19 protein-coding genes are annotated in these 21,660 nt (G+C 70.5%); 6 read left to right on the plus strand and 13 right to left on the minus strand.

Annotated features, from left to right (window positions below; all coding sequences use genetic code 11):
• Positions 1-62 precede the first annotated feature (62 nt).
• Positions 63-1,832, minus strand: coding sequence for an arginine--tRNA ligase (gene argS / locus OG485_RS24650; protein WP_328670737.1), 1,770 nt, complete (start codon positions 1,830-1,832; stop codon positions 63-65).
• Positions 1,833-1,993: 161 nt separating this feature from the next.
• On the opposite strand from argS, the gene lysS reads away from it, so the two are divergent.
• Positions 1,994-3,760 carry a lysine--tRNA ligase gene (gene lysS, locus OG485_RS24655; protein WP_328670738.1) on the plus strand — a complete coding sequence of 589 codons (1,767 nt, stop codon included), beginning with the start codon at positions 1,994-1,996 and terminating at the stop codon, positions 3,758-3,760.
• 112 nt (positions 3,761-3,872) lie between these two features.
• Here lysS and OG485_RS24660 read toward each other — a convergent pair whose 3' ends face one another.
• From OG485_RS24660 to OG485_RS24670, 3 genes are all read right to left on the minus strand, one after another.
• Positions 3,873-5,282 carry a DUF2637 domain-containing protein gene (locus tag OG485_RS24660; protein WP_328670739.1) on the minus strand — a complete coding sequence of 470 codons (1,410 nt, stop codon included), beginning with the start codon at positions 5,280-5,282 and terminating at the stop codon, positions 3,873-3,875.
• 163 nt (positions 5,283-5,445) lie between these two features.
• Entirely contained in the window at positions 5,446-6,351 is a 906-nt protein-coding gene (locus tag OG485_RS24665) for a DUF3558 domain-containing protein (protein WP_328670740.1), read from the minus strand.
• Positions 6,352-6,498: 147 nt separating this feature from the next.
• The gene (locus tag OG485_RS24670; RefSeq protein WP_328670741.1) at positions 6,499-7,350 is read right to left on the minus strand and encodes a DUF3558 domain-containing protein; all 852 of its coding nucleotides are present in this window, start codon (positions 7,348-7,350) and stop codon (positions 6,499-6,501) included.
• A 202-nt stretch (positions 7,351-7,552) separates the two neighbouring features.
• Here OG485_RS24670 and OG485_RS24675 point away from each other — a divergent pair, with 202 nt between their 5' ends.
• A complete protein-coding gene (locus tag OG485_RS24675; protein WP_328670742.1) occupies positions 7,553-8,746 on the plus strand; it encodes an RtcB family protein in 1,194 nt (397 codons plus the stop codon).
• Positions 8,747-8,825: 79 nt separating this feature from the next.
• Here the strand turns inward: OG485_RS24675 and OG485_RS24680 are convergent, their stop codons facing one another.
• From OG485_RS24680 to OG485_RS24690, 3 genes are all read right to left on the minus strand, one after another.
• The gene (locus OG485_RS24680) at positions 8,826-9,008 is read right to left on the minus strand and encodes a hypothetical protein (RefSeq protein WP_328670743.1); all 183 of its coding nucleotides are present in this window, start codon (positions 9,006-9,008) and stop codon (positions 8,826-8,828) included.
• Complete coding sequence (locus tag OG485_RS24685) at positions 9,005-9,772, minus strand: SDR family oxidoreductase (protein ID WP_326786252.1); 768 nt, start codon at positions 9,770-9,772, stop codon at positions 9,005-9,007. The genes OG485_RS24680 and OG485_RS24685 overlap by 4 nt, the downstream gene beginning before the upstream one ends.
• Positions 9,773-9,850: 78 nt before the next feature.
• A complete protein-coding gene (locus OG485_RS24690; protein ID WP_328670744.1) occupies positions 9,851-10,189 on the minus strand; it encodes a YnfA family protein in 339 nt (112 codons plus the stop codon).
• A 396-nt stretch (positions 10,190-10,585) separates the two neighbouring features.
• Here OG485_RS24690 and OG485_RS24695 point away from each other — a divergent pair, with 396 nt between their 5' ends.
• Positions 10,586-11,065 (plus strand): MarR family winged helix-turn-helix transcriptional regulator, encoded by a 480-nt coding sequence (locus tag OG485_RS24695; protein WP_328670745.1) that lies wholly within the window; start codon positions 10,586-10,588, stop codon positions 11,063-11,065.
• On the opposite strand, the gene OG485_RS24700 is transcribed toward OG485_RS24695, so the two are convergent.
• Positions 11,062-11,475 (minus strand): winged helix-turn-helix transcriptional regulator, encoded by a 414-nt coding sequence (locus OG485_RS24700; protein WP_328670746.1) that lies wholly within the window; start codon positions 11,473-11,475, stop codon positions 11,062-11,064. The genes OG485_RS24695 and OG485_RS24700 overlap by 4 nt on opposite strands.
• Positions 11,476-11,597: 122 nt before the next feature.
• Here OG485_RS24700 and OG485_RS24705 point away from each other — a divergent pair, with 122 nt between their 5' ends.
• On the plus strand, positions 11,598-12,488 hold the full coding sequence (locus tag OG485_RS24705; protein WP_328670747.1) for an NADP-dependent oxidoreductase: 891 nt from the start codon (positions 11,598-11,600) through the stop codon (positions 12,486-12,488).
• 30 nt (positions 12,489-12,518) lie between these two features.
• Here OG485_RS24705 and OG485_RS24710 read toward each other — a convergent pair whose 3' ends face one another.
• Entirely contained in the window at positions 12,519-13,940 is a 1,422-nt protein-coding gene (locus OG485_RS24710; protein ID WP_328670748.1) for an MFS transporter, read from the minus strand.
• A 264-nt stretch (positions 13,941-14,204) separates the two neighbouring features.
• On the opposite strand from OG485_RS24710, the gene OG485_RS24715 reads away from it, so the two are divergent.
• Both OG485_RS24715 and OG485_RS24720 read left to right on the plus strand, forming a co-directional pair.
• On the plus strand, positions 14,205-15,296 hold the full coding sequence (locus OG485_RS24715; RefSeq protein WP_328674612.1) for an LLM class flavin-dependent oxidoreductase: 1,092 nt from the start codon (positions 14,205-14,207) through the stop codon (positions 15,294-15,296).
• The gene (locus OG485_RS24720) at positions 15,293-15,952 is read left to right on the plus strand and encodes an FMN reductase (RefSeq protein ID WP_328670749.1); all 660 of its coding nucleotides are present in this window, start codon (positions 15,293-15,295) and stop codon (positions 15,950-15,952) included. Before OG485_RS24715 ends, OG485_RS24720 begins: the two co-directional genes overlap by 4 nt.
• A gap of 168 nt (positions 15,953-16,120) precedes the next feature.
• Here the strand turns inward: OG485_RS24720 and OG485_RS24725 are convergent, their stop codons facing one another.
• From OG485_RS24725 to OG485_RS24740, 4 genes are all read right to left on the minus strand, one after another.
• The gene (locus OG485_RS24725; RefSeq protein WP_328670750.1) at positions 16,121-17,614 is read right to left on the minus strand and encodes a sensor histidine kinase; all 1,494 of its coding nucleotides are present in this window, start codon (positions 17,612-17,614) and stop codon (positions 16,121-16,123) included.
• Positions 17,615-18,340: a response regulator transcription factor gene (locus tag OG485_RS24730; protein WP_328670751.1), complete on the minus strand. Its 726-nt coding sequence runs from the start codon at positions 18,338-18,340 to the stop codon at positions 17,615-17,617.
• A gap of 138 nt (positions 18,341-18,478) precedes the next feature.
• A complete protein-coding gene (locus OG485_RS24735; RefSeq protein WP_328670752.1) occupies positions 18,479-20,440 on the minus strand; it encodes an amino acid transporter in 1,962 nt (653 codons plus the stop codon).
• Between the two features lie 212 nt (positions 20,441-20,652).
• Positions 20,653-21,375: a class F sortase gene (locus OG485_RS24740; RefSeq protein WP_328670753.1), complete on the minus strand. Its 723-nt coding sequence runs from the start codon at positions 21,373-21,375 to the stop codon at positions 20,653-20,655.
• Positions 21,376-21,660 lie beyond the last annotated feature (285 nt).

The following is a 21,660-nucleotide window of genomic DNA, read 5'->3' on the forward strand; positions in this document are numbered from 1 at the left end:
CGGGCCTGGGCACGGGGGGCCTGAACCAGGCCCCCCGATTGAACCAGGCCCCCCGCGGCGTGTCAGAGGCGCTCGGGCGTCCTGATGCCCAGCAGGGCCATGCCCTGGTGGAGCGTGCGGGCCGTCAGGTCGCAGAGGAACAGGCGGTTCTCCGCGACCTCTTGCTCCGGAGCCGGCTTGATGACCGGGCACTGGTCGTAGAACGTCGTGTACAGCGAGGCCAGTTGGTACAGGTACGCCGCCAGCTTGTGCGGGGCGTACTCGGCGGCGACCTCCTCCAGCGTCTCGCCGAACCGGTCCAGGTGCAGACCGAGCGCCCGCTCCGCCGGGGCCAGTTCGAGCTCCGGGTGCGCCAGCGGCGTACGCTCGCCGGCCTTGCCGAAGATCGACCGGATACGGGCGTACGCGTACTGGAGGTACACGGACGTGTCGCCGTTCAGCGACACCATCTGGTCCAGGTCGAACTTGTAGTCCCGCACGGCGGACGTGGAGAGGTCCGCGTACTTCACGGCACCGATGCCGACGTACCGGCCGTTCTCCTCGATCTCCCGCTCGCTCAGGCCCACCTTCTCGGCCTTCTCCCGCACGACGGCCGTCGCCCGGTCGATCGCCTCGTCGAGCAGGTCGACCAGCCGGACCGTCTCGCCCTCACGGGTCTTGAACGGCTTGCCGTCCTTGCCCAGCACCGTGCCGAAGGCGAGCTGGTGGGCCTCGACGTCGTCGTTCAGCCAGCCGGCCCTGCGCGCGGTCTCGAAGACCATCTTGAAGTGCAGGGACTGCCGGGCGTCCACCACGTAGATCAGGCTGTCGGCCTTCAGGTTGACGACACGGTCCCGGATCGCGGACAGGTCGGTCGCCGCGTAGCCGTAGCCGCCGTCCGACTTCTTCACGATCAGCGGCACCGGGTTGCCGTCCGGGCCCTTCACGTCGTCGAAGAACACGCACAGCGCGCCGTCCGAACGGACCGCCACGCCCGACTCCTCCAGGAGGCGGCACGTCTCGTCCAGCATGTCGTTGTAGCCCGACTCGCCCACCACGTCGGCGTCGTGGATCTCCATGTCCAGCTTGTCGAAGACCGAGTAGAAGTAGATCTTCGACTCGTCCACGAACTTCTGCCACATGGCCAGCGTCTCGGGCTCACCCGCCTGGAGGTCCACCACCCGGCGCCGCGCCCGCGTCTTGAACTCCTCGTCGGAGTCGAAGAAGGTCCGCGCCGCCTTGTAGAGCCGGTTCAGGTTCGACATGGCCTCCTCGCCGGAGACCTCGCCGCCCTTGTGGTCCAGCTCGTGCGGGTGCTCGATCAGATACTGGATGAGCATGCCGAACTGCGTGCCCCAGTCGCCGATGTGGTGCCGGCGCACGACGGACTCGCCGGTGAACTCCAGGATCTGCACCACCGCGTCACCGATCACCGCGGACCGCAGATGACCGACGTGCATCTCCTTCGCCACGTTCGGCTGCGCGTAGTCGATCACCGTCGTGCCCGGGTGCTCCGCGAGGGGCACCCCGAGGCGCTCACCGTCCGCGTACCGCTCCGCCAGGTTCTCGACGATCGCCCGGTCGGTGATCGTGATGTTCAGGAAGCCGGGCCCGGAGACCTCGATGTCCTTGATCACCTCACCCGACTCGACCCGGGCCACGACCTGCGTCGCCAGCTCGCGCGGGTTCGCCTTCGCCTTCTTGGCGAGGGCCAGGATCCCGTTGGCCTGGAAGTCGGCCCGGTCGCTTCGGCGCAGCAGCGGGTCCGCGGAGCCGGCCTCGGGCAGAGCTGCCGAGAGGGCGTCCGCGAGGCGCTGATGGACGGAAGCGGTGAGGGACGTGACCGAGGCCATGGAGTGGCTGCCGTTCTGCTCGGGTTCCGGAGACTCTGAATACGGAGACTCTGAGTACAAGGAAAGCCAGTATCCCACGCGGTGAAAAGCCGTTTTCGCGGTTGAGGGCCGAGCTGGGAGAATGGTCGCGTCAGCTGTACCGGCGTATGAGAAAGAAGGACGTGCGCATCGTGGCTCAGAGCACCGAGACCACCGACTGGGTCTCCCGTTTCGCGGATGAGGTCATCGAGGAGTCGGAGCGGCGGGCCCCGGGCGCGAAAGACTCTGGCGCCACCGCACCGGTTGTCGTCGTCGCGTCCGGGCTCTCCCCGTCCGGCCCGATCCACCTCGGCAACCTCCGCGAGGTCATGACCCCGCACCTCGTCGCCGACGAGATCCGCCGCCGCGGGCACACCGTGCGCCACCTGATCTCCTGGGACGACTACGACCGCTACCGCAAGGTCCCGGCGGGCGTCGCGGGCGTCGACGAGTCCTGGGCCGAGCACATCGGCAAGCCGCTGACCTCCGTCCCGGCCCCCGCCGGCTCCGCCTACCCGAACTGGGCCGAGCACTTCAAGGCCGCCATGACCGCGGCGCTGGCCGAACTCGGCGTCGAGTACGACGGGATCAGCCAGACCGAGCAGTACACCGCGGGCACCTACCGCGAGCAGATCCTGTTCGCGATGAAGCACCGCGGCGACATCGACGCGATCCTCGACCAGTACCGCACCAAGAAGGCCCCCGCCAAGAAGCAGCAGGGCCAGAAGCCGGTCGACGAGGCCGAACTCGAAGCCGCCGAGGGCTCGGGCGCCGCCGCCGAGGACGACGGCAGCTCCGCCTCCGGGTACTACCCGTACAAGCCCTACTGCGGGAGTTGCGAGAAGGACCTGACCACCGTCACGGCCTACGACGACACCACGACGGAACTGTCGTACACCTGCTCCGCCTGCGGCTTCGCCGAGACCGTCCAGCTCAGCGAGTTCAACCGCGGCAAGCTCGTCTGGAAGGTCGACTGGCCCATGCGCTGGGCCTACGAAGGCGTCGTCTTCGAGCCGAGCGGCGTCGACCACTCCTCCCCGGGATCCTCCTTCCAGGTCGGCGGCCAGATCGTCGGGCTCTTCGGCGGCAAGCAGCCCATCGGCCCGATGTACGCCTTCGTCGGCATCTCCGGCATGGCCAAGATGTCCAGCAGCAAGGGCGGGGTCCCCACCCCGGCCGACGCGCTCCAGATCATGGAGCCGCAGCTGCTGCGCTGGCTGTACGCCCGCCGTCGCCCCAACCAGTCGTTCAAGATCGCCTTCGACCAGGAGATCCAGCGGCTCTACGACGAGTGGGACAAGCTCGCCGGCAAGGTCGCCGACGGCTCGGTCCTCCCGGCCGACGCCGCCGCGTACAGCCGTGCCGTCGGCACCGCCGCCGGGGACCTGCCCAGGACCCCCCGCCCGATGGCGTACCGCACCCTCGCCTCCGTCGCCGACATCACCGCCGGCGCCGAGGACCAGACCCTGCGCATCCTGAGCGAACTCGACCCCGAGAACCCGCTCACGTCCCTGGACGAGGTCCGGCCCCGGCTCGACAAGGCCGAGACCTGGATCAACACCCAGGTCCCCGCCGAGGAGCGCACCGTCGTCCGCGACGAGCCCGACGCCGAGCTCCTGAAGTCCCTCGACGACCAGGGCCGCGAATCGCTGCGCCTGCTCCTCGAAGGACTGGAGGCGAACTGGTCCCTGGACGGCCTGACCCACCTCGTCTACGGCGTTCCCAAGGTGCAGGCGGGCTTCCCCGCCGACGCCACCGCCAAGGAACTCCCCGCCGAGATCAAGGTCGCCCAGCGCACCTTCTTCGCCCGGCTCTACCACCTGCTCGTCGGCCGCGACACCGGGCCGCGCCTGCCCACGCTGCTGCTGGCCGTGGGACAGGACCGGGTGCGCAAGCTGCTCAGCGCGTAACGGCACACGGCCCCACGGGGTACGAGGAAGGGGCGCCCGGTGATCACCGGGCGCCCCTTCCTCGTACAGCCTTGTATCGCCTTGTGCGTGCCGCGCTTGTGCGCCGACCCGCCTACGCGATGTGGTCTTCCTCCAGCTCCGCGCTGAAACGGTTCTGGAAGCGCTCCGTGAGGTTCTTGAGCACGGCGCTGCCGAGCGTCGTCCCGTACGTGGCCTCGATGTTGTCGCCCAGCACCCGAGGCGTGGGGAAACTGCCGTCTATCGACTGACGGAACACCTGGTAGTACTGCTCCTCCCGGGCCTTCTCGTCCAGGACCGGCGACTGCTCCTCCCGCGGGGACGGGATCGGCAGCTGCTCAGGGCCGCCGCCCTCACCGAGCTGGCGCGTACGGCCGGGACCCGCCGGGATGGGGAAGGTGCCCGTCTCCTCGGGGCCGGGCTCGTAGGCCTGCGCCTCCTGCTCGGCGAACCACTGCTGGTACTGCACCTCCGCCGCGTACGACGGGTCGTAGCCGCCGTCGTACGGGATCTCCTGGGGATCGACCGGGGGGGCGAACCAGGGGTTCAACTCCGGCTCCTGCGCCTGCCCCGGGTACTGGCCCTGGCCCTGGTACTGGCCTTGTCCCTGTCCCTGCCCCTGGCCCTGATACGGACCCTGATCCTGACCTTGGCCCTGACCCGGTCCCTGGCCCTGCTGGATGTACGCGGCCTGCGGCTGCCGCTCGCCGCCTCCGTTCGACTCCAGCTTCAGAAGCTCGGGAGCCGGCGGGGCGGCGGCCGGGACGGACACCTGGACCGGTGCGGGCGCGGGCGCCGGAGGCAGCAGCGCGGGCTCGATGCCGGCCGCGGCGAGACCCGCCGGGGCCGTCTCCGCGAGGGGCACGCCGTAGCGGGCCAGGCGCAGCGGCATCAGCGACTCGACGGGGGCCTTGCGGCGCCAGGCGCGGCCGAAGCGGGAGTGCAGGCGGGCCTGGTAGACCAGACGGTCCTGCTCCAGCTTGATGACCTGCTCGTAGGAGCGCAGCTCCCACAGCTTCATCCGGCGCCACAGCAGGAACGTCGGGATGGGGGAGAGCAGCCAGCGGGTGAGGCGGACACCCTCCATGTGCTTGTCGGCCGTGATGTCGGCTATGCGGCCGATCGCGTGGCGGGCCGCCTCGACCGAGACCACGAACAGGACCGGGATGACGGCGTGCATGCCGACACCCAGCGGGTCCGGCCAGGCCGCCGCGCCGTTGAAAGCGATCGTCGCCATCGTCAGCAGCCAGGCCGTCTGGCGCAGCATCGGGAACGGGATGCGGATCCAGGTCAGCAGCAGGTCGAGGGCGAGCAGGACGCCGATACCCGCGTCGATGCCGATCGGGAAGACGTACGAGAAGTTCCCGAACCCCTTCTGGAGCGCCAGCTCACGGACCGCCGCGTACGAACCGGCGAAGCCGATTCCGGCGATGACGAGCGCACCGGCGACGACCACGCTGATGAGAATCTTGTGCATCCGTGTGAGCTGTATGGGCGCGGCCACCTGTACTCCCCTCCCCTTGCATGTTGTTGCGCGCAACAGAGTGGCACATGTGTGTGGCGTACGGATGCGCGGTATGGAAGGAGCCCGGTTCCGGAGGGAACCGGGCCCCGTGAACTTGTCTGCCGGGGCCCCGAATCGGTCCCCGTCTCCGGTCGTGGCCGGGTCAGCTCTTCTTCGCCGCCGACTGTGACGGCGAGGCGATCTTGGAGCCGGTCGTGGACGTGCTCCCGGCGGCGCTCTTGGACGGCGAGGCCGACGGCGCCTTCGAGGAGGACGGAGCCTTCGACGAGGAGGCCGGATCCGGCGAGCCCGTGCCCGCCGCGGCGCCGTCCCCGTTCGCGGCGGCCACCGAGGCCACCGCCTCCTTCGCGGCCTTCTCGGCCGCCTTCAGCAGTGTGGCCGGGTCCGGGGTCTTCTCACCCGCGAGTCCGGCGCCGTTGTAGTCGAGCGTCACGACCACGTTCTCGACGCGCGCCACGATCGTCTGCTGCTTGAAGGAGCCTTCCTTCTTCTTCAGGCCGTACCGCACGGCCGTCGCCTCGTCGCCCGTACCGGCGACCGGCGCGGACTTGCTGTCCAGCGCCCCCGTCACCGTCTGGGCGGCCGCGACCTGCTTCTGGAAGTACGCGTGAGCCTGTTCGTCGGCCGAGCCGCGCGCGTCCGAGTCGAAGCGCAGCAGCGCCACGTTCAGCCAGCGGAACTGAGAGCCCTTCACCCCGTTGTTGTCGAGGCTGGTCCAGTTGCAGTTGCCGCGCTGCTTCGGCTCGTCCAGCTTGCCGGACTTGCCCGACTTGGAGCCCTTGGGTATGAGTTCGTCCAGCGTCTTCTTCGACAGCACCGAGCACGCCTTGGGCAACGTCGTGTACGCGGCGGGCTGGACGGCGGGGGTCGAGGGGCTCTCGGACACCGTCGCTCCCGGAGCCGCGCTCGCGTCCTTCTGCGCGTCGTCACCGGAGCCGGAGTCCGAGGAACAGCCCGCGACGACGAGTATCACCGGGACGGCGGCCGCGCTGACAAGGATGCGGGTGAGTCGCTGTGCTCGGCCTGCTCGCTGTACTGGTCGGTGCATGGTTCCTTCACTCGTGGCGCTCGTGGTACGGCCGCACATGGGGCGTGCGACCGCTCGGGTCCGAGGGGCCACGGTACGCGGTGGGGCGCCAGGGCGGTTCCCGTTCGGGGGGTTTGCGCCGGGGTGCCCCCAGCACCCGCGGGGCCGCTAGCCGTTGAGCCGGGAGGCCAGCTCCTGGGCCAGTTTCCGCGCGTTGTCCTGCATTTCCTTGCTGTCGGGGGTGTTCGCGGAAGCCGTCGGCTGCTCGGAGTATTCGATCGTCACGATCACGTTGGACGTGCGGAACACCACAGCCACCGTGCGCTGCTGAGCCGTCGACGAGCCGGTGCTCGGCTTGTCGTCGAGGAACGCCTCGTCGCCGAGATCGTCCAGCACGCGCGGCTGGAGATCGGCCGGGGGCTGCGAGGCGGAGGGGGAGGCGGGGGAGGAAGGGGCGCCGGAGACGTCGTCGCCGACGGCGCCGTTGCCGGCGTCGGCCGGGCCGACGGTGCTGCCGCTCGGGCTCGGGCTCGGGCTCGGGGAGGCGTCGCCGGACGCGGACGCGGTGGGCTCCGGGAGGTCGGCCGCCGTCTGTCTGGCGGCGTAGAGCTCCTCGGCCTTGCTCTCGTCGCTCACCGTGTTGTCGTACGAGACCACGCGCTCGAAGTCGACGAAGAGGTGATCGGTGGCGGTGGCGGAGGCCACCTTCCAGTCGCAGCCGTCGCGCCGGTCCGTGTCGTACGTGAGCGTGGCCTCGCCCGCGTACGCCTTCTCCTGCTGGGTCTCGTCGGTCGTCTCCTGGATGCCGGGCAGCAGTGCGTCGAGCGTGTCGTGATCGGCCGCGCCGCACGCCTCCGGGAGGGTGCGGTACTTGCCGGGCTGGGCCACCGCGGCCGTCGTGCCCGTGTCGCCGCCCTTGGAGTCCGGAGCCGAACTCCCCACGCCGGAACCGCCCGTGCAGCCCGCCAGCACTGCCGCGAGGAGCACGGCGGCGCCAGATACATACGCCTTCCGCTGCACGGTCAGGCTCCTCTCGACGGTTCCCGACGGCCCTTCGGCCCGGGTGTCCTGTGGTTATTCGGTTGCCGCACGGGGGCGACCCCTGGAGACAATGTGTATCGCACGCACAGCCGTGGACGCCGGTCCGTTGTCCCATACGTCGACCTAGGCACCGGTTTTGCGATTTAAGACTTCTGCTGTTTTTCTGGGGATAGAGGACGATATGCCGTACGTAGAGATGCCGGGGGCGCAGGTACCCATCCGCATGTGGGCCGACCCCGCCTCGGTCGAGGACGTCGCGCTCCGCCAGCTCCAGAACGTGGCGACCCTTCCCTGGATCAAGGGCCTCGCCGTCATGCCGGACGTTCACTACGGCAAGGGCGCGACGGTCGGCTCCGTGATCGCGATGCAGGACGCGGTGTGCCCGGCGGCGGTGGGTGTCGACATCGGCTGCGGAATGTCCGCGGTCAAGACCTCCCTCACGGCCAACGACCTGCCCGGCGACCTCTCGCGGCTCCGCTCGAAGATCGAGCAGGCGATCCCGGTGGGCCGGGGGATGCACGACTCCCCGGTCACCCCGGACGGCTTCCACGGCCTGCCCACCGCCGGGTGGGACGACTTCTGGGGGCGGTTCGACGGGGTGGCGGATGCGGTGAAGTTCCGCCAGGACCGGGCTGTGAAACAGATGGGAACGCTTGGATCCGGAAATCATATGATCGAAACCTGTCTTGATGAGTCAGGTTCGGTTTGGCTGATGCTGCACTCCGGTTCGCGGAACATCGGCAAGGAACTCGCCGAGTACCACATCGGTGTCGCGCAGAAGCTCCCGCACAACCAGGGACTGGTCGACCGCGACCTCGCTGTCTTCGTTTCCGACACGCCCCAGATGGCGGCCTACCGGAGCGACCTCTACTGGGCCCAGGAGTACGCCAAGTACAACCGCACGCTCATGATGGCGCTCCTCAAGGACGTGATTCGCAGGGAGTTCAAGAAGGCGAAGCCGACCTTCGACACGGAGATCTCCTGCCACCACAACTACGTTGCGGAGGAGCGGTACGAGGGAATGGACCTGCTCGTCACGCGCAAGGGCGCGATTCGTGCAGGCTCCGGCGAGTACGGGATCATTCCGGGCTCGATGGGCACCAGCTCGTACATCGTGAAGGGGCTCGGGAACGAGAAGGCCTTCAACTCGGCTTCGCACGGGGCGGGTCGGCGCATGAGCCGGAACGCCGCGAAGCGCCGGTTCACGACGAAGGACCTCGAGGAGCAGACGCGGGGCGTGGAGTGCCGCAAGGACTCCGGCGTCGTGGACGAGATCCCGGGTGCGTACAAGCCGATCGAGCAGGTCATCGAGCAGCAGCGCGACCTCGTACAGGTCGTGGCGAAGCTGAAGCAGGTTGTCTGCGTGAAGGGTTGAGGCGCGGCGCGCGACGTCAGGTCGCTCGCCGTCCAACCGCCTTGAGGGCCCGAGCCGTTGACGGCTCGGGCCCTTCGCGTCACTTCGTGCTCAGGACCGCGTAGATCATGACGAAGGCCACGATGTGGATGCCGAAGAGGAAGTACGCCAGGTAGTACCAGACGTAGCGTTCGCGCTTCTTCTCCAGGGCCAGGCGGGCCTGTTCGCCGGCCGGGGGCGGTGGCTTCGGGGGCTGGGGCGAAGGTGACTCGTTCGTGGTCACAGTTCCCGGTGGACCTTCGTGTTCGACGCCTGGGCGCGGGGGCGGACGACGAGCAGGTCGATGTTCACGTGGCTGGGGCGGGTGACGGCCCACGTGATGGTCTCGGCGACGTCGTCGGCGGTGAGGGGCTGGGCGACGCCGGCGTAGACCTTGGCCGCCTTCTCGGTGTCGCCGCCGAAGCGCGTGAGGGCGAACTCCTCGGTCTTGACCATGCCGGGGGCCACCTCGATGACCCGGACCGGCGTGCCGACGATCTCCAGGCGCAGCGTCTCCGCGAGCACGTGCTCGGCGTGCTTGGCGGCCACGTAGCCGCCGCCGCCCTCGTACGTGCCGTGGCCCGCCGTGGAGGACAGGACGACGACCGTGCCGTCGCCGCTGGCGGTGAGCGCCGGGAGGAGGGCCTGGGTGATGTTCAGGGTGCCGATGACGTTCGTCTCGTACATCTGGCGCCACTGGGCCGGGTCGCTCGTCGCGATCGGGTCGGCGCCGAGTGCGCCGCCCGCGTTGTTGACCAGTACGCCGATCGTCTTGAACGCCGACGCGAACTCGTCGACCGCGGTGCGGTCCGTGACGTCCAGGGCGTACGCGGTCGCCTGGCCGCCCGCCGCGGTGATCTCCTCCGCCAGCGCCTCGATGCGGTCCTTGCGGCGGGCCGTGAGGACGACGCGGTAGCCCTCGGCCGCGAGCTGCCGGGCCGTCGCGGCGCCGATTCCGCTGCTTGCACCGGTGATGACGGCGATACGGGACGCGGCGGCGGGGGTCATACGGCTGCTCCTTGGCGGTGTCTGCGGTGTCTGCGTGTCTTCGGTCTCTGTGGTGTCTCCGGCCAGGATAGGTGGGGGTCAGTTGCCGCCCCGTGGGGCGTACATGATCACCGCTGCTCCGGCCAGGCAGATCAGGGCGCCGGTGATGTCCCAGCGGTCGGGGCGGTAGCCGTCGGCGACCACGCCCCAGGCGAGGGAGCCGGCCACGAAGACTCCGCCGTACGCGGCCAGGACGCGGCCGAACTCGGCGTCGGGCTGGAGGGTGGCCACGAAGCCGTACAGGCCCAGGGCCATGATCCCGGCGCCGATCCAGAGTCCGCCGCGGTGTTCGCGTACGCCCTGCCAGACGAGCCAGGCGCCGCCGATCTCCAGGAGGGCGGCCAGGACGAAGAGGAGGGCGGAGCGGGCGATGAGCATGGGGTCACTGTGTCAGGACGATGTCGCTGCGCTGGCGTTCGCGGGTGCGGTGCGGTGCGGTGCGGGTTCGGTGGGTGGGTCGGGGCCGTGCCGGTGCATCAGCCCGTCGCCGTTGGATGAGGCGTGGCCGTCGGTGGCGACGGGCATCGATGTACCGGCACGGCCCCTTCCGTCGGATCCCGGCTGCGGGTGCGAGATCCAGTCCGGCCGGGCCGTTTTTTGGCTGCGGGGCAAGATTCAGCCCCTCCGGCGTTTGAGGAGCGGGGTCTGGGGCGGAGCCCCGGGGTGGGTCGGGTAGGGGCGGAGGGGGCGAAGGAAGGCCGGCGGGAACGCTGGTTGCCAGGGGCGGGGGCGGTGCGGCGTACGATTTTGGCTGGGCTGGTGGAAGGGGGCCGTATGGCCACGGCTGGGGAACCGCGAGGGCGGCTGCTGGGGGAGCTGGCGGTCGTGTCGCGCCGGTACATGGCCTCGTACGCGCTGTTCAACCAGGCTCTCGCCGACCACGTCGGGCTGCATCCGACGGACGTGCAGTGCGTGAACCTGCTCAGCCTGGAGGACGGGCCCGTGACCACCGGGCGGATCGCCGAGATGACGGGGCTCACGACCGGGTCGGCCACGCGGCTGGTGGACCGGTTGGAGAAGGCGGGCTATGTCGTGCGGGAGCGCGATGTGGTCGACCGGCGGCGGGTGCTGGTGGCGACCGTGCCGGAGAAGATCGCCGAGTTCGGGCGGATGTGGGACCGGCTGGGCGCCGGGTGGTACGGCCTGTTCGACGGGCTCGACGACGACGAGGTGGCCCTGATCATCGGGCACATGCGGCGCACGGTCGACCTCAGTGCCGAACAGGTCGCGCGGCTGAGGTCCGGGGACTTTTAGGACGCCTCGGACGAGGCGTCGTAACGCTCGCGGGCCTCGACGACCTCCTCGATGTGGTGCTCCGCCCAGTCCTTGACGGCGGTGAGCAGGCAGCTCAGATGCGTGCCCAGCGGCGTGAGTTCGTAGTCGACGCGGACCGGCACCGCCGGGGTGACCGTGCGGGAGAGGATGCCGTCGCGCTCCAGGGAGCGCAGGGTCTGCGTCAGCATCTTGGGGCTCACTCCGGCGATCTTGCGGCCGAGGTCGCTGTAGCGCATCGGGCCGCCCGCTTGGGCGAGCGCGCTCACGATCAGGCTGACCCACTTGTCGCTGATGCGGTCCAGGAGCTGGTTGGTGGGGCAGCCCTTGAGGAACGCGTCGTACTCGACGCGGGCCTGGTGGCGCCGCTGGGCCGCCGTCGTGGTCGCCATGACTCACCTCCGGGTGACGTACGCACCTTCAGGTGCCTACTTACCAATGGATAGTAGCTCTTCCTAGGGTTGTTGTGGCGGGTGAGAGACCCGTGGATGACCTACAGATGGGGTGAGCTGTGATGCGTGCAGCGGTTGTGTCGTCGTTCGGTGGTCCGGAGGCCGTGGAGATCGTCGAGGTCGCCCTGCCGGAGCCGGGGGCCCGGCAGGTGCGGATCAAGGTGGCGGCGGCCGGGGTCAACCCCGTGGACGCCGGGGTGCGCGCCGGTGTCTTCGGGGGTGCCGGGAAGCGACTGGGGCTCGGCTGGGACGTGGCGGGTGTGGTGGAGGCGGTCGGGGTCGCCTCGGGGTGGAACGTGGGTGACGAGGTGGTGGCGCTGGCGTACGGGACCGCCAAGAACCTCGGCACGCACGCCGATCTCGTGGTCGTCGACGCCGACGCGGTGGCCGCGGCGCCCCGCTCGGTCGACGTGGTGCACGCGGCGAGCCTGCCGCTCAACGCGCTGACCGCGGCCCAGGCCCTGGACCGGCTGGGCCTGGAGCCGGGGCAGAACCTGCTGATCACCGGTGCCGCGGGAGCGGTCGGCGGGTATGCCGTGCAGCTCGCCGCCCGGCTCGGGGTGAGCGTGACCGCGCTGGCCCGCGCGGGCGACGAGGAGCTCGTACGGTCCCTGGGGGCGGACCGGTTCGTCTCGGGCGGGGTGGCTCCGCGGAGCGTGGACGCCGTGCTGGACGCGGCGATCCTGGGCGCGGACGCCCTGGACTGGGTGCGGGACGGGGGCGCCTTCATGGGTGTCATCCCGGGGGCCCACCCGGCGTCCGTGCGCGGGGTGCGGACGAGTGCCGTGGAGGTCGCCGCCGACGGGGCCCGGCTCGCGGAGCTGGTGGCGCTCGTCGACGAGGGGGCGCTGACGACCCGTGTCGCCGGGACGTACGCGCTCGACGAGGCCGTCAAGGCGCACGCGCGGCTGGCGGAGGGCGGACTGCGGGGCCGGCTGGTCCTCGTGCCCTAGCCGGCGGCCCGGTGATCGACCGGACAGGTCCTAGTGGTGCTGCTCCGGTGCCTTGAGGGGGAGCAGGGCTACGAGGGGGCAGCACAGGAGGGTGATGGCGGCCACGACGGTGAGGCTCACGGTGGTGGCGTGGGTCCCGCCGCCGTCGGTCCGGAAGTAGACGGTGGTGACGGCGGCGGCTCCGATCGCGTTGGCGAGCTGCTGGACCGCGCCGAGTGAGCCGCCCGCGCTGCCGGCCTCCGCGGGTGCGATGTCGCCGATGGTGACGTCGTACAGCGAGCCGAAGCAGGCGCCCATGCCGAGGCCGATGACGAACAGCGGGGGGACCAGGGCCCAGCCGCCGGTGTCCGTGCCGGAGATGGTGATCAGGGCGAGCAGATGGGCCGTCCCGGCGAGGGTGACGAGGAAGCCGATGAGGACGAGGCGGCGGCCCAGGCGGGCGATCAGGCGGTAGCAGGCGATCGAGGCGATGACGATGCCCGCGGACAGGGGGGTCAGGGCGAGCGCGGCAGCCGCGGGGGAGCGGCCGAGGCCCTGTTGGAGGAAGAGGGAGACGACGTAGAGGAGGCCGGCGACCGCGGCGAAGAAGACGACGCCGAGGACCAGTCCCGAGGTGAAGCCGCGGTTGTGCAGGAGGGAGGGCTGGATCAGGGGGGTGGGTGCGGTCCGCTGGCGGTGGCAGAACGCCGCGAAGAGCGCGAGGCCGGCGAGCAGGAGCAGGACGGGGAGCGCGTTCCAGCCGCGGGCGGAGCCCTCGATGAGGCCGGTGAGCAGGGCGAGCATGGTGGCGGCGAGGAGGGCGGAGCCGGGGATGTCGACGGTGGTGGCACGGTCGCCGGTGTCGCGGGGGAGCAGGCGGGCGGCGGCGAGGAGTGCGGCGCCGCCGAGGACGAGGTTGATGAGGAACATCGGGCGCCAGCCGAGACCGGCGAGGTCGGCGTCGATGAGGAATCCGGCGAGGACCGGGCCGCCGACGGCGGACAGGCCCATCACCGGTCCGAACAGGCTGTAGGCCTTGCCGATCTGGTCCCGGGGCCAGGTCGCGCCGAGGATGCCGAAGCCCTGGGGGATGACGAGCGCGCCGAACGCGCCCTGGAGGAGGCGGGCGGCGACGAGGGTTCCCGGCGTGGGTGCGAGGCCGCAGGCGACCGAGGCCGCGGTGAAGCCCGCGAGGCCGGTCAGGAAGAGCCGGCGGCGGCCGTACTTGTCGCCGAGCCGTCCGCCGAGCACGAGCAGGACGCCGAGCGCGAGGGCGTAGGACGCGCCGAGCCACTGGATGAGGGCGGTGCCGCCGCCGAGGTCGCGGGCGATGGTCGGGGCGGCGATGTTGGTGATGGTGCCGTCGAGGAGGTCCAGGACGTCGGCGGCGAGGACGACGCCGAGGATCGCCCAGCGGATGGGAGCGGGCGGGTGCTCCGTCTTTTTGTGAGCGTCATGCAGTATCTGTGTCACGCAGACAAATGTCGGGCATGGGGCGCGGTGCGGTCAAGTGGGATATAGGACGGGTGTGCCGGCGGTCGTGGTGCGGCGGGCGCCGTGGGCCTTGGGGGCGGGCCGTGTGGTGCGGCCGACGTCGTGGCCCTTTGGGGTGGGCTGCGCGGTGCGGGCCGCGTCGCGGTTCTCCGGGACGGGCTTCCGGCGGGGCCGGAATACCTGAGGTGGGGTGGTGGTTCGACGGTATAGTTGAACAATCAACAAGGTGGAGGGTGAGTGACCATGCAGTTCGGGATCTTCAGCGTCGGCGATGTGACACCGGACCCGACCACGGGCCGGGAGCCGAGCGAGCACGAGCGCATCAAGGCCATGGTCGCCATCGCGCTGAAGGCCGAGGAGGTCGGCCTCGACGTCTTCGCGACCGGCGAGCACCACAACCCGCCGTTCGTGCCGTCGTCCCCGACCACGATGCTCGGCTACATCGCGGCACGCACCGAGAAGCTCGTTCTGTCCACGTCCACGACGCTGATCACCACCAACGACCCGGTGAAGATCGCCGAGGACTTCGCGATGCTCCAGCACCTCGCGGACGGACGGGTCGACCTGATGATGGGGCGCGGCAACACGGGGCCGGTCTATCCCTGGTTCGGGCAGGACATCCGGCAGGGCATCAACCTCGCCGTCGAGAACTACGCGCTGCTGCACCGCCTGTGGCGCGAGGACGTGGTGACGTGGGAGGGCAAGTTCCGTACGCCGCTCCAGTCGTTCACGTCGACCCCGCGCCCGCTGGACGGTGTCGCGCCGTTCGTCTGGCACGGCTCCATCCGCTCGCCGGAGATCGCCGAGCAGGCCGCGTACTACGGCGACGGCTTCTTCCACAACAACATCTTCTGGCCCGCCGACCACACCAAGAAGATGGTCGAGCTCTACCGCGAGCGGTACGCGCACTACGGGCACGGAACAGCCGAGCAGGCGATCGTCGGCCTCGGCGGCCAGGTGTTCATGCGGGCCAACTCGCAGGACGCCGTAAGGGAGTTCCGGCCGTACTTCGACAACGCGCCGGTCTACGGGCACGGGCCGTCGCTGGAGGACTTCACCGAGCAGACGCCGTTGACCGTCGGCTCGCCGCAGCAGGTCATCGAGAAGACGCTGGCCTTCCGCGAGTACGCCGGTGACTACCAGCGCCAGCTCTTCCTGATGGACCACGCCGGGCTGCCGCTCAAGACCGTCCTGGAGCAGCTCGACCTCCTCGGCGAGCAGGTCGTGCCGGTGCTGCGCGAGGAGTTCGCCAAGGGGCGGCCGGCCGAGGTGCCGGACGCGCCGACCCACGCGGCCCGGGTGGCCGCCGCCAAGGAAGAGGTGACCGCCGTATGAAGCTCGTCGTCGTCTCGGCGGGGCTGAGTGTCCCGTCGTCCACGCGGCTGCTGGCCGACCGGCTGGCGGCCGCGACCGCCGGCCGGGCGCCCGGTCCGGTGGACCTGCGGGTCGTCGAACTGCGCGACCTCGCCGTCGAGATCGCCCACAACTTCACCAACGGCTTCCCCGGACGGGCGCTGTCCGCCGCGATCGACGACGTGACCTCGGCGGACGGGCTGATCGTCGTCACGCCGGTGTTCTCCGCCTCGTACAGCGGGCTGTTCAAGTCCTTCTTCGACGTGCTCGACAAGGACGCGCTGGCGGGCAAGCCGGTGCTGATCGGGGCCACCGGGGGGACCGGGCGGCACTCGCTCGTCCTCGAACACGCGCTGCGGCCGCTGTTCGCGTATCTGCGGGCGGTGGTCGTGCCTACCGGGGTGTACGCGGCTTCGGAGGACTGGGGGGCGGAGGGGCTCTCCGAGCGGATCGAGCGGGCGGCCGGTGAGCTTCTTGCCCTGATGACAGCGCTGACCGTCGCCTCGGCCTCGGCTTCCGCCTCCGTCGCGGTTCAGGCCGGGCCCGAAGTGGCTGTCCCCGCTCAGCCTGCGCCTGGCCGGGCGGACGGTTTCCACGTGGTGCCGTTCGAGGAACAGCTCGCGGCGCTTCGGGTGTAACGGGTTTCCTCGCCCCCTCCGCCCCTGCCCGACCCGTACCCGGGGCTCCGCCCCAGACCCCGCTCCTCGAACGCCGGAGGGGCTGGGACTTGGCCCAGCTCCTCGAACGCCGGAGGGGCTGGATTTTCACGCGCGTGAAGGGCTGCACCGGACCCGCGGGTGCTTCGGTCAGGCGGGCGCCTCGGCGCTTTCCACTGTGAAGCCGATCACCGTGCCGCCGCCCTCTCGCGGGTGGGCGAACGGGGTGCCTCCGTGGGCTGCGGAGATCTCGCGGACGATCGACAGGCCCAGGCCCGAGCCGGGGAGGCTGCGGGCGTCGGCGGCCCGGTAGAAGCGGTCGAAGACGCGTACGAGGTCGTCGTCGCCGATGCCGGGACCGCGGTCGAGCACCTCGACGCGGACCGGTGCGTGACCGCCCGTGGAGGCGGCAGGGGCGGCTGAGGCGGCTGAACTCGTGGGGCTCGTAAAGGGTGCGGGGATGTCGGTGGGGGCCGGGCCTGTCACCACGACCTCGATCGGCGCCGTTCCGCCCCGGTCGAACTTGGTGGCGTTCTCCACGAGGTTGGAGACCGCGCGCTGGAGGGCGGTCGGGCGGCCGTCGACCGCGGTGTCGCCGGTGGCCCGGACGGTGATGTCCCGGCCGGTGCGGCGGCGCGCGACGACCGCGACGTCCTCGGCGAGTTCGGCGAGGTCGAGCCGCCGTACGGGCTCGGTGTCCGACCGGCCGGCCGCGAGGGCGACCAGTTCGTTGACCAGGTCGGTCAGTTCCCGGGACTCCAGCGCCAGATCGGCGACGAGTTCCTCACGGGCGCCGGGCGGCAGTTCGTCGATCCGGCGGAGCATCGAGATGTTCGTACGCAGGGAGGTCAGCGGCGTACGGAGTTCGTGTCCCGCGTCCTGGACCAGGCGGCGCTGGTCCTCCTCGGACTGGGCGAGACGGCCGAGCATCCGGTCGAAGGAGCGGCCGAGCCGGGCCACCTCGTCGTACCCGGTGACCGGCACCTGGATGCCGAGACGTCCGGTGCGCGCCACGTCCTCCGCGGCCCCGGCGAGCCGCACCAGACGCCGGGTGATGCGCCGGGCCAGCCACCAGCCGAACAGCCCCGCGGCGATCACGACGGCCCCGACGAGCAGCACCGTGCGCTGCTGGAGCTCCCGGAGCAGATCCTCGGTGTCGCTGAACTGCTGGGCGACCTGCACCGCACCCCGTCCGCCGCCGAGCGAGACGGTCGCCAGCCGGTAGCGGTCGCCGGTGACGTCGACGTCCTTGTGCTCCATCAGCCCGCCCGCCTCGGCGGCGCCTGCGACCGCCCGGTCCTGGCCGTTCACGGGCAGGGGCGGAACGCCGTGGTCGACGATCACGCCGCCGGGCCCGAGCACCTGCACGTCGGTGCGGCTGGGCCGGATGATGTCGTCGAGGGGCCCGTCGCGGTCCGGGTCCGAGGGGGCGAAGTCGCCCGGGTGCAAGGGATGTTCACGGACCTGGTCGCGCAGGTCCTGCACCACCTCGGCGAAGACGGTCTGCTGGTCGACCCGCACCAGCCGCGCGGCGGCGTCGTAGCTCAGGAAGCCGACCAGGACGGTGACGGCGGCGGCGACGGCCGCGAAGGACACGGTGAAGGTGGCCCGCAGCGAGGACACCTGCCGCAGCCGTCGGCGCACTCAGTCCTCCCTCAGGACGTATCCCACGCCCCGCACGGTGTGGATCAGCGCCGGGGCGCCCGGCTCGTCGAGCTTGCGCCGCAGATAGCCCACGTACACGGCGAGGTTCTTGGAGCCGGGGCCGAAGTCGTAGCCCCAGATCCGGTCGTAGATGGTGGAGTGGTCGAGGACGATGCCCGCGTTGCGGACGAGCAGTTCGAGGAGCTCGAACTCGGTGCGGGTCAGTTCCAGCTCGCGCCGGCCGCGCCAGACGCGGCGGGCCTGGATGTCCATGCGCAGCCCGGCCGCGGAGATCTGCGCACCGGACGTCCGGGGTTCCCGGGGCGCGGGGGCCGGCGCGTCGTCGTCGAGGGCGCCGTTCCCGGTGCGGCGCAGCAGGGCGCGCAGCCGGGCGAAGACCTCCTCGACATCGAACGGCTTGACGACGTAGTCGTCGGCGCCGGCGTCGAGGCCGGCGATGCGGTCGGCGGTCTCGACGAGCGCGGTGAGCATCAGGATCGGGGTGCGGTCGCCTTCGGCGCGCAGCACGCGGCAGACCTGGAGGCCGTCGATGCCGGGCATCATGACGTCGAGGACGAGGACGTCCGGCGGGGTGCGGTGGGCCTGGGCCAGCGCTTCCACCCCGTCGGCCACGGCTGTCACCGTGTAGCCCTCCAGTGTCAGTGCCCTTTCCAGGGCATGGCGGATGGCGCGGTCGTCCTCGGCGAGCAGTACGTTCTGGGGCACCTGACCAGTCTGCCAAGCCGGGGGCGGCGTGCGACCTGGTGAGCGGGCCCGCGACGGGCCTTCATACCGGCCTCTCACCTCTTCGCGGTGTGTCGGACGTGGCTGCTCCGGACTTCACCGGGCCCGGCCCCGGGCGGGTCAGCCGACGTGCACCCGTGGCCGGCGCGCGCGGTCGGGTTCGGCCTCGCGCAGGACTTCCCTGGTGACGGGGGCGACCTCACCCTGGCCGAAGAGGAAGAAGCGCAGGAAGTTGGTGAAGGGGCTGCCCTCGGTCCACTCGAAGTAGATGTGCGGAATGCTGCCCGTGGTGTCGCGGACGTAGAGCAGCAGGGCTGCGAGGGCGTTGGGGATGGAGGCGGATTCCAGGGTGATGACGCGGTAGCGGCCGTGCAGCACTTCGCCGCGTACGTTCATGACGGACTCGAACTCGGAGGGGTCGCCGACGGTGACCTCCAGGAAGACGAAGTCCTCCTGGGGCGGGAGGTCGTGGTCGGCGCGGATCTGCTCGATCTTCTCGCGGTACTCGGTGATGTCGCGCTTGTCGGGCTCGTTGGCGATGAAACGGATCCGCCGGCTCGCGATGTCCCGTACGAACCGCTCGGCCATGTCGTCCATGGACATGCTGGTCACGCGCAGTTCGAACGCGCGGGCGAGCCGGGAGAGGAAGGAGACGAGCATGATTCCGGCGATGAAGCAGGCGCCGATCTTCACACCGTCGGGGCGTTCGATGACGTTCACGACGGTCGTGTAGAGGAATACCGCCGAGATGACGGCGAAGGCGGTGGTCCAGTGTTTCTGGCGGGCCTTGCGGGCGGCGATGGTGACGGCGATGGCGGCGGAGCTGATCAGGACGAGGACACCGGTGGCGTACGCGCCGCCCTGCGCGTCGACGTCGGCGTCGAAGATCCAGGTGACCAGGAACGCGATCAGGGTGAAGACGATCACCATGGGGCGGACGGCGCGGGCCCAGTGCGGGGCCATGCCGTAGCGCGGGAGATAGCGCGGCATGAGGTTGAGCAGCCCGGCCATGGCGGAGGCGCCGGCGAACCACAGGATGCAGATCGTGGAGACGTCGTAGACCGTGCCGAAGGCGTTGCCGAGGTACTCGTGGGCCAGATAGGCGAGGGCGCGGCCGTTGGCCTGGCCGCCCGGCTCGAACTCCTTCTCCGGGATCAGCACGGTGGTGATGAAGCTGGTCACGATCAGGAAGACGCTCATGATCGCGGCGGACGTCGTGAGCAGCTTCTTCGCGCCGCGGATCCGGCCGGCCGGCTTCTGTTCGGTGTCGCCGGGGTCGCCCTCCACATGCGGCATGACCGCCACACCGGTCTCGAAGCCGGACAGGCCGAGCGCGAGCTTGGGGAAGACCAGCAGGGACACCCCGATCATCGCGAAGACGTTCCCGTGTTCGGCGGTCAGGGCGGTGGTCCAGTCGGTGACGACGTACTCGTGGGTGATCACCTGCCAGACTCCGGACGCCGCGACCACGACGTTGAGCGCGAGGTAGATGGCCACCAGGACCACCGCGACGCCGATCGCCTCCAGGAAGCCCTTGAGGAAGACCGCGCCCAGCAGGGCCACCAGGAACAGGGTGATCACCATCTGCTTGTCGTGCAGGGCGCTGTTCAGATGGGGGTTCTCCACCAGGTGGGTGGAGGCGTCGGCCGCCGAGAGGGTGATGGTGATCAGGAAGTCGGTGGCGGCGAAGCCGAGCAGGGTGAGGACGAACAGCTTGCCCTTCCAGAAGGAGAGCAGGCGTTCCAGCATCGCGATGGAGCCCTCGCCGTGCGGGCTCTCCTCCGCGACGCGGCGGTAGACGGGCAGCGCCCCCGCCAGAGTGACGATGACGAGCACGATGGTCGCGATGGGGGACAGGAGTCCGGCCGCGAGGGCGGCGATGCCGGGCTGGTAACCGAGGGTGGAGAAGTAGTCGACGCCGGTCAGGCACATGACGCGCCACCAGCGCTGTCCCTTGTGCACGGGCGCGGGCTCGGCGGCCGGCTGCGGCAGCTGGCGGCCCTTGCCCTTGCCCATGTCGGACAGGCCCTCCAGCATCCAAGCCCGCAAGCGACTCGGCGGGACGGGCTCGGTGCTGGCCATCGGTGGCTCTCCTGACGTACGTCTCTTCGAACGGTTCCGGCCATCGAGGAGACGGCGCCCATCAGCGTATGCAGAGAGTGATCCACGGGCCCAAGCGTCCATGGGCCTCAGGCGTCAAGCTTGCGTTAAGACCTGCTGGTCGCGCATCACGAGAGCGCCGAGTGGCAGGTGTTCGTCGCCCGTTCAGGGCGGTAGCCGGACCGCCCGCCCGCTCAGACGAGATGGGCGAAGACCACCAGGTTGTCGGTGTAGTCCTTGACGGTGCGGTCGTAGTTGCCGGCGCAGGTGATCAGGCGGACCTCGGCGTCGGGAGCGTCGGCGTACACCCTGTCGTCGGGGAAGGCGTCCTTCGCGAAGGTCTCGGCGCTGTCGACGACGAAGGACGCCGTCCGGCCGTCGGACCGTTCGACGCTGAACTTGTCGCCCTTCTCCAGGTCTCCGAGACCGGCGAACACGGCGGCGGAGGTCTTCGTGTCGACGTGCCCGGCGATGATCGCCGTCCCCGCCTCACCGGGGGAGACGCCCTTGGCGTACCAGCCGACCAGGTTCGTGTCGTTCGCGGGCGGGGCCTCGAGCTTGCCCGTGGCGTCGATGGTGAGGTCGGTGAAGGGCGCGTCCACCGAGATCTTCGGGATGTGCAGCCGGATCGGCTCGGCCCGTGGGAGATGCTTCGCCGCCGGGCGGTCGTTCGAGGGCGAGGCCGAGGCCGAGGACACGGGCGAGGGCGAGGGCGAGGACACGGGCGCGTGCGAGTGCGCGGGGGCCGCCGCGGCAGGGGAGGCGGGACCGGACGGCTGGTCCTGGCGGTGGAGCACGTTCGTGGCCACCAGGACCGCGAGACCGGCGCACCACACGACCCATGTGGCACGACGTCTGAAGGTCCGCTCGGGTGACGGGTGCGGGGTCTCGGCGGGAGAGGACAACCGGGCTGCCATCGGGCACCACCTCATCGGGTCGGGGCAGCGGAGCGGACTGGGCGGGAGCGGCGGGAACAGCAGGACGGGCAACGGAAGCAGCGGCAGAAGCAGGACCGGGAAGGTCCGGCAGGTCCGGCAGGACCGGCAACAGCAGTAGAGCCGGCAGGAACGGCAAGGTCGGCAGAAACAGCAGGAGACGCAGAAGCAGCAGGAGGCCCAGAAGCGGGCGCAAGACCGGCAGGAACGGCAACGTCGTCAGAAGCCGGAGGAGAGACCGGCCGGGCCGCCACGGGGGGAGCGGGT

The sequence above is a fragment of the Streptomyces sp. NBC_00328 genome (genome assembly GCF_036139655.1).
Lineage (GTDB): Bacteria > Actinomycetota > Actinomycetes > Streptomycetales > Streptomycetaceae > Streptomyces.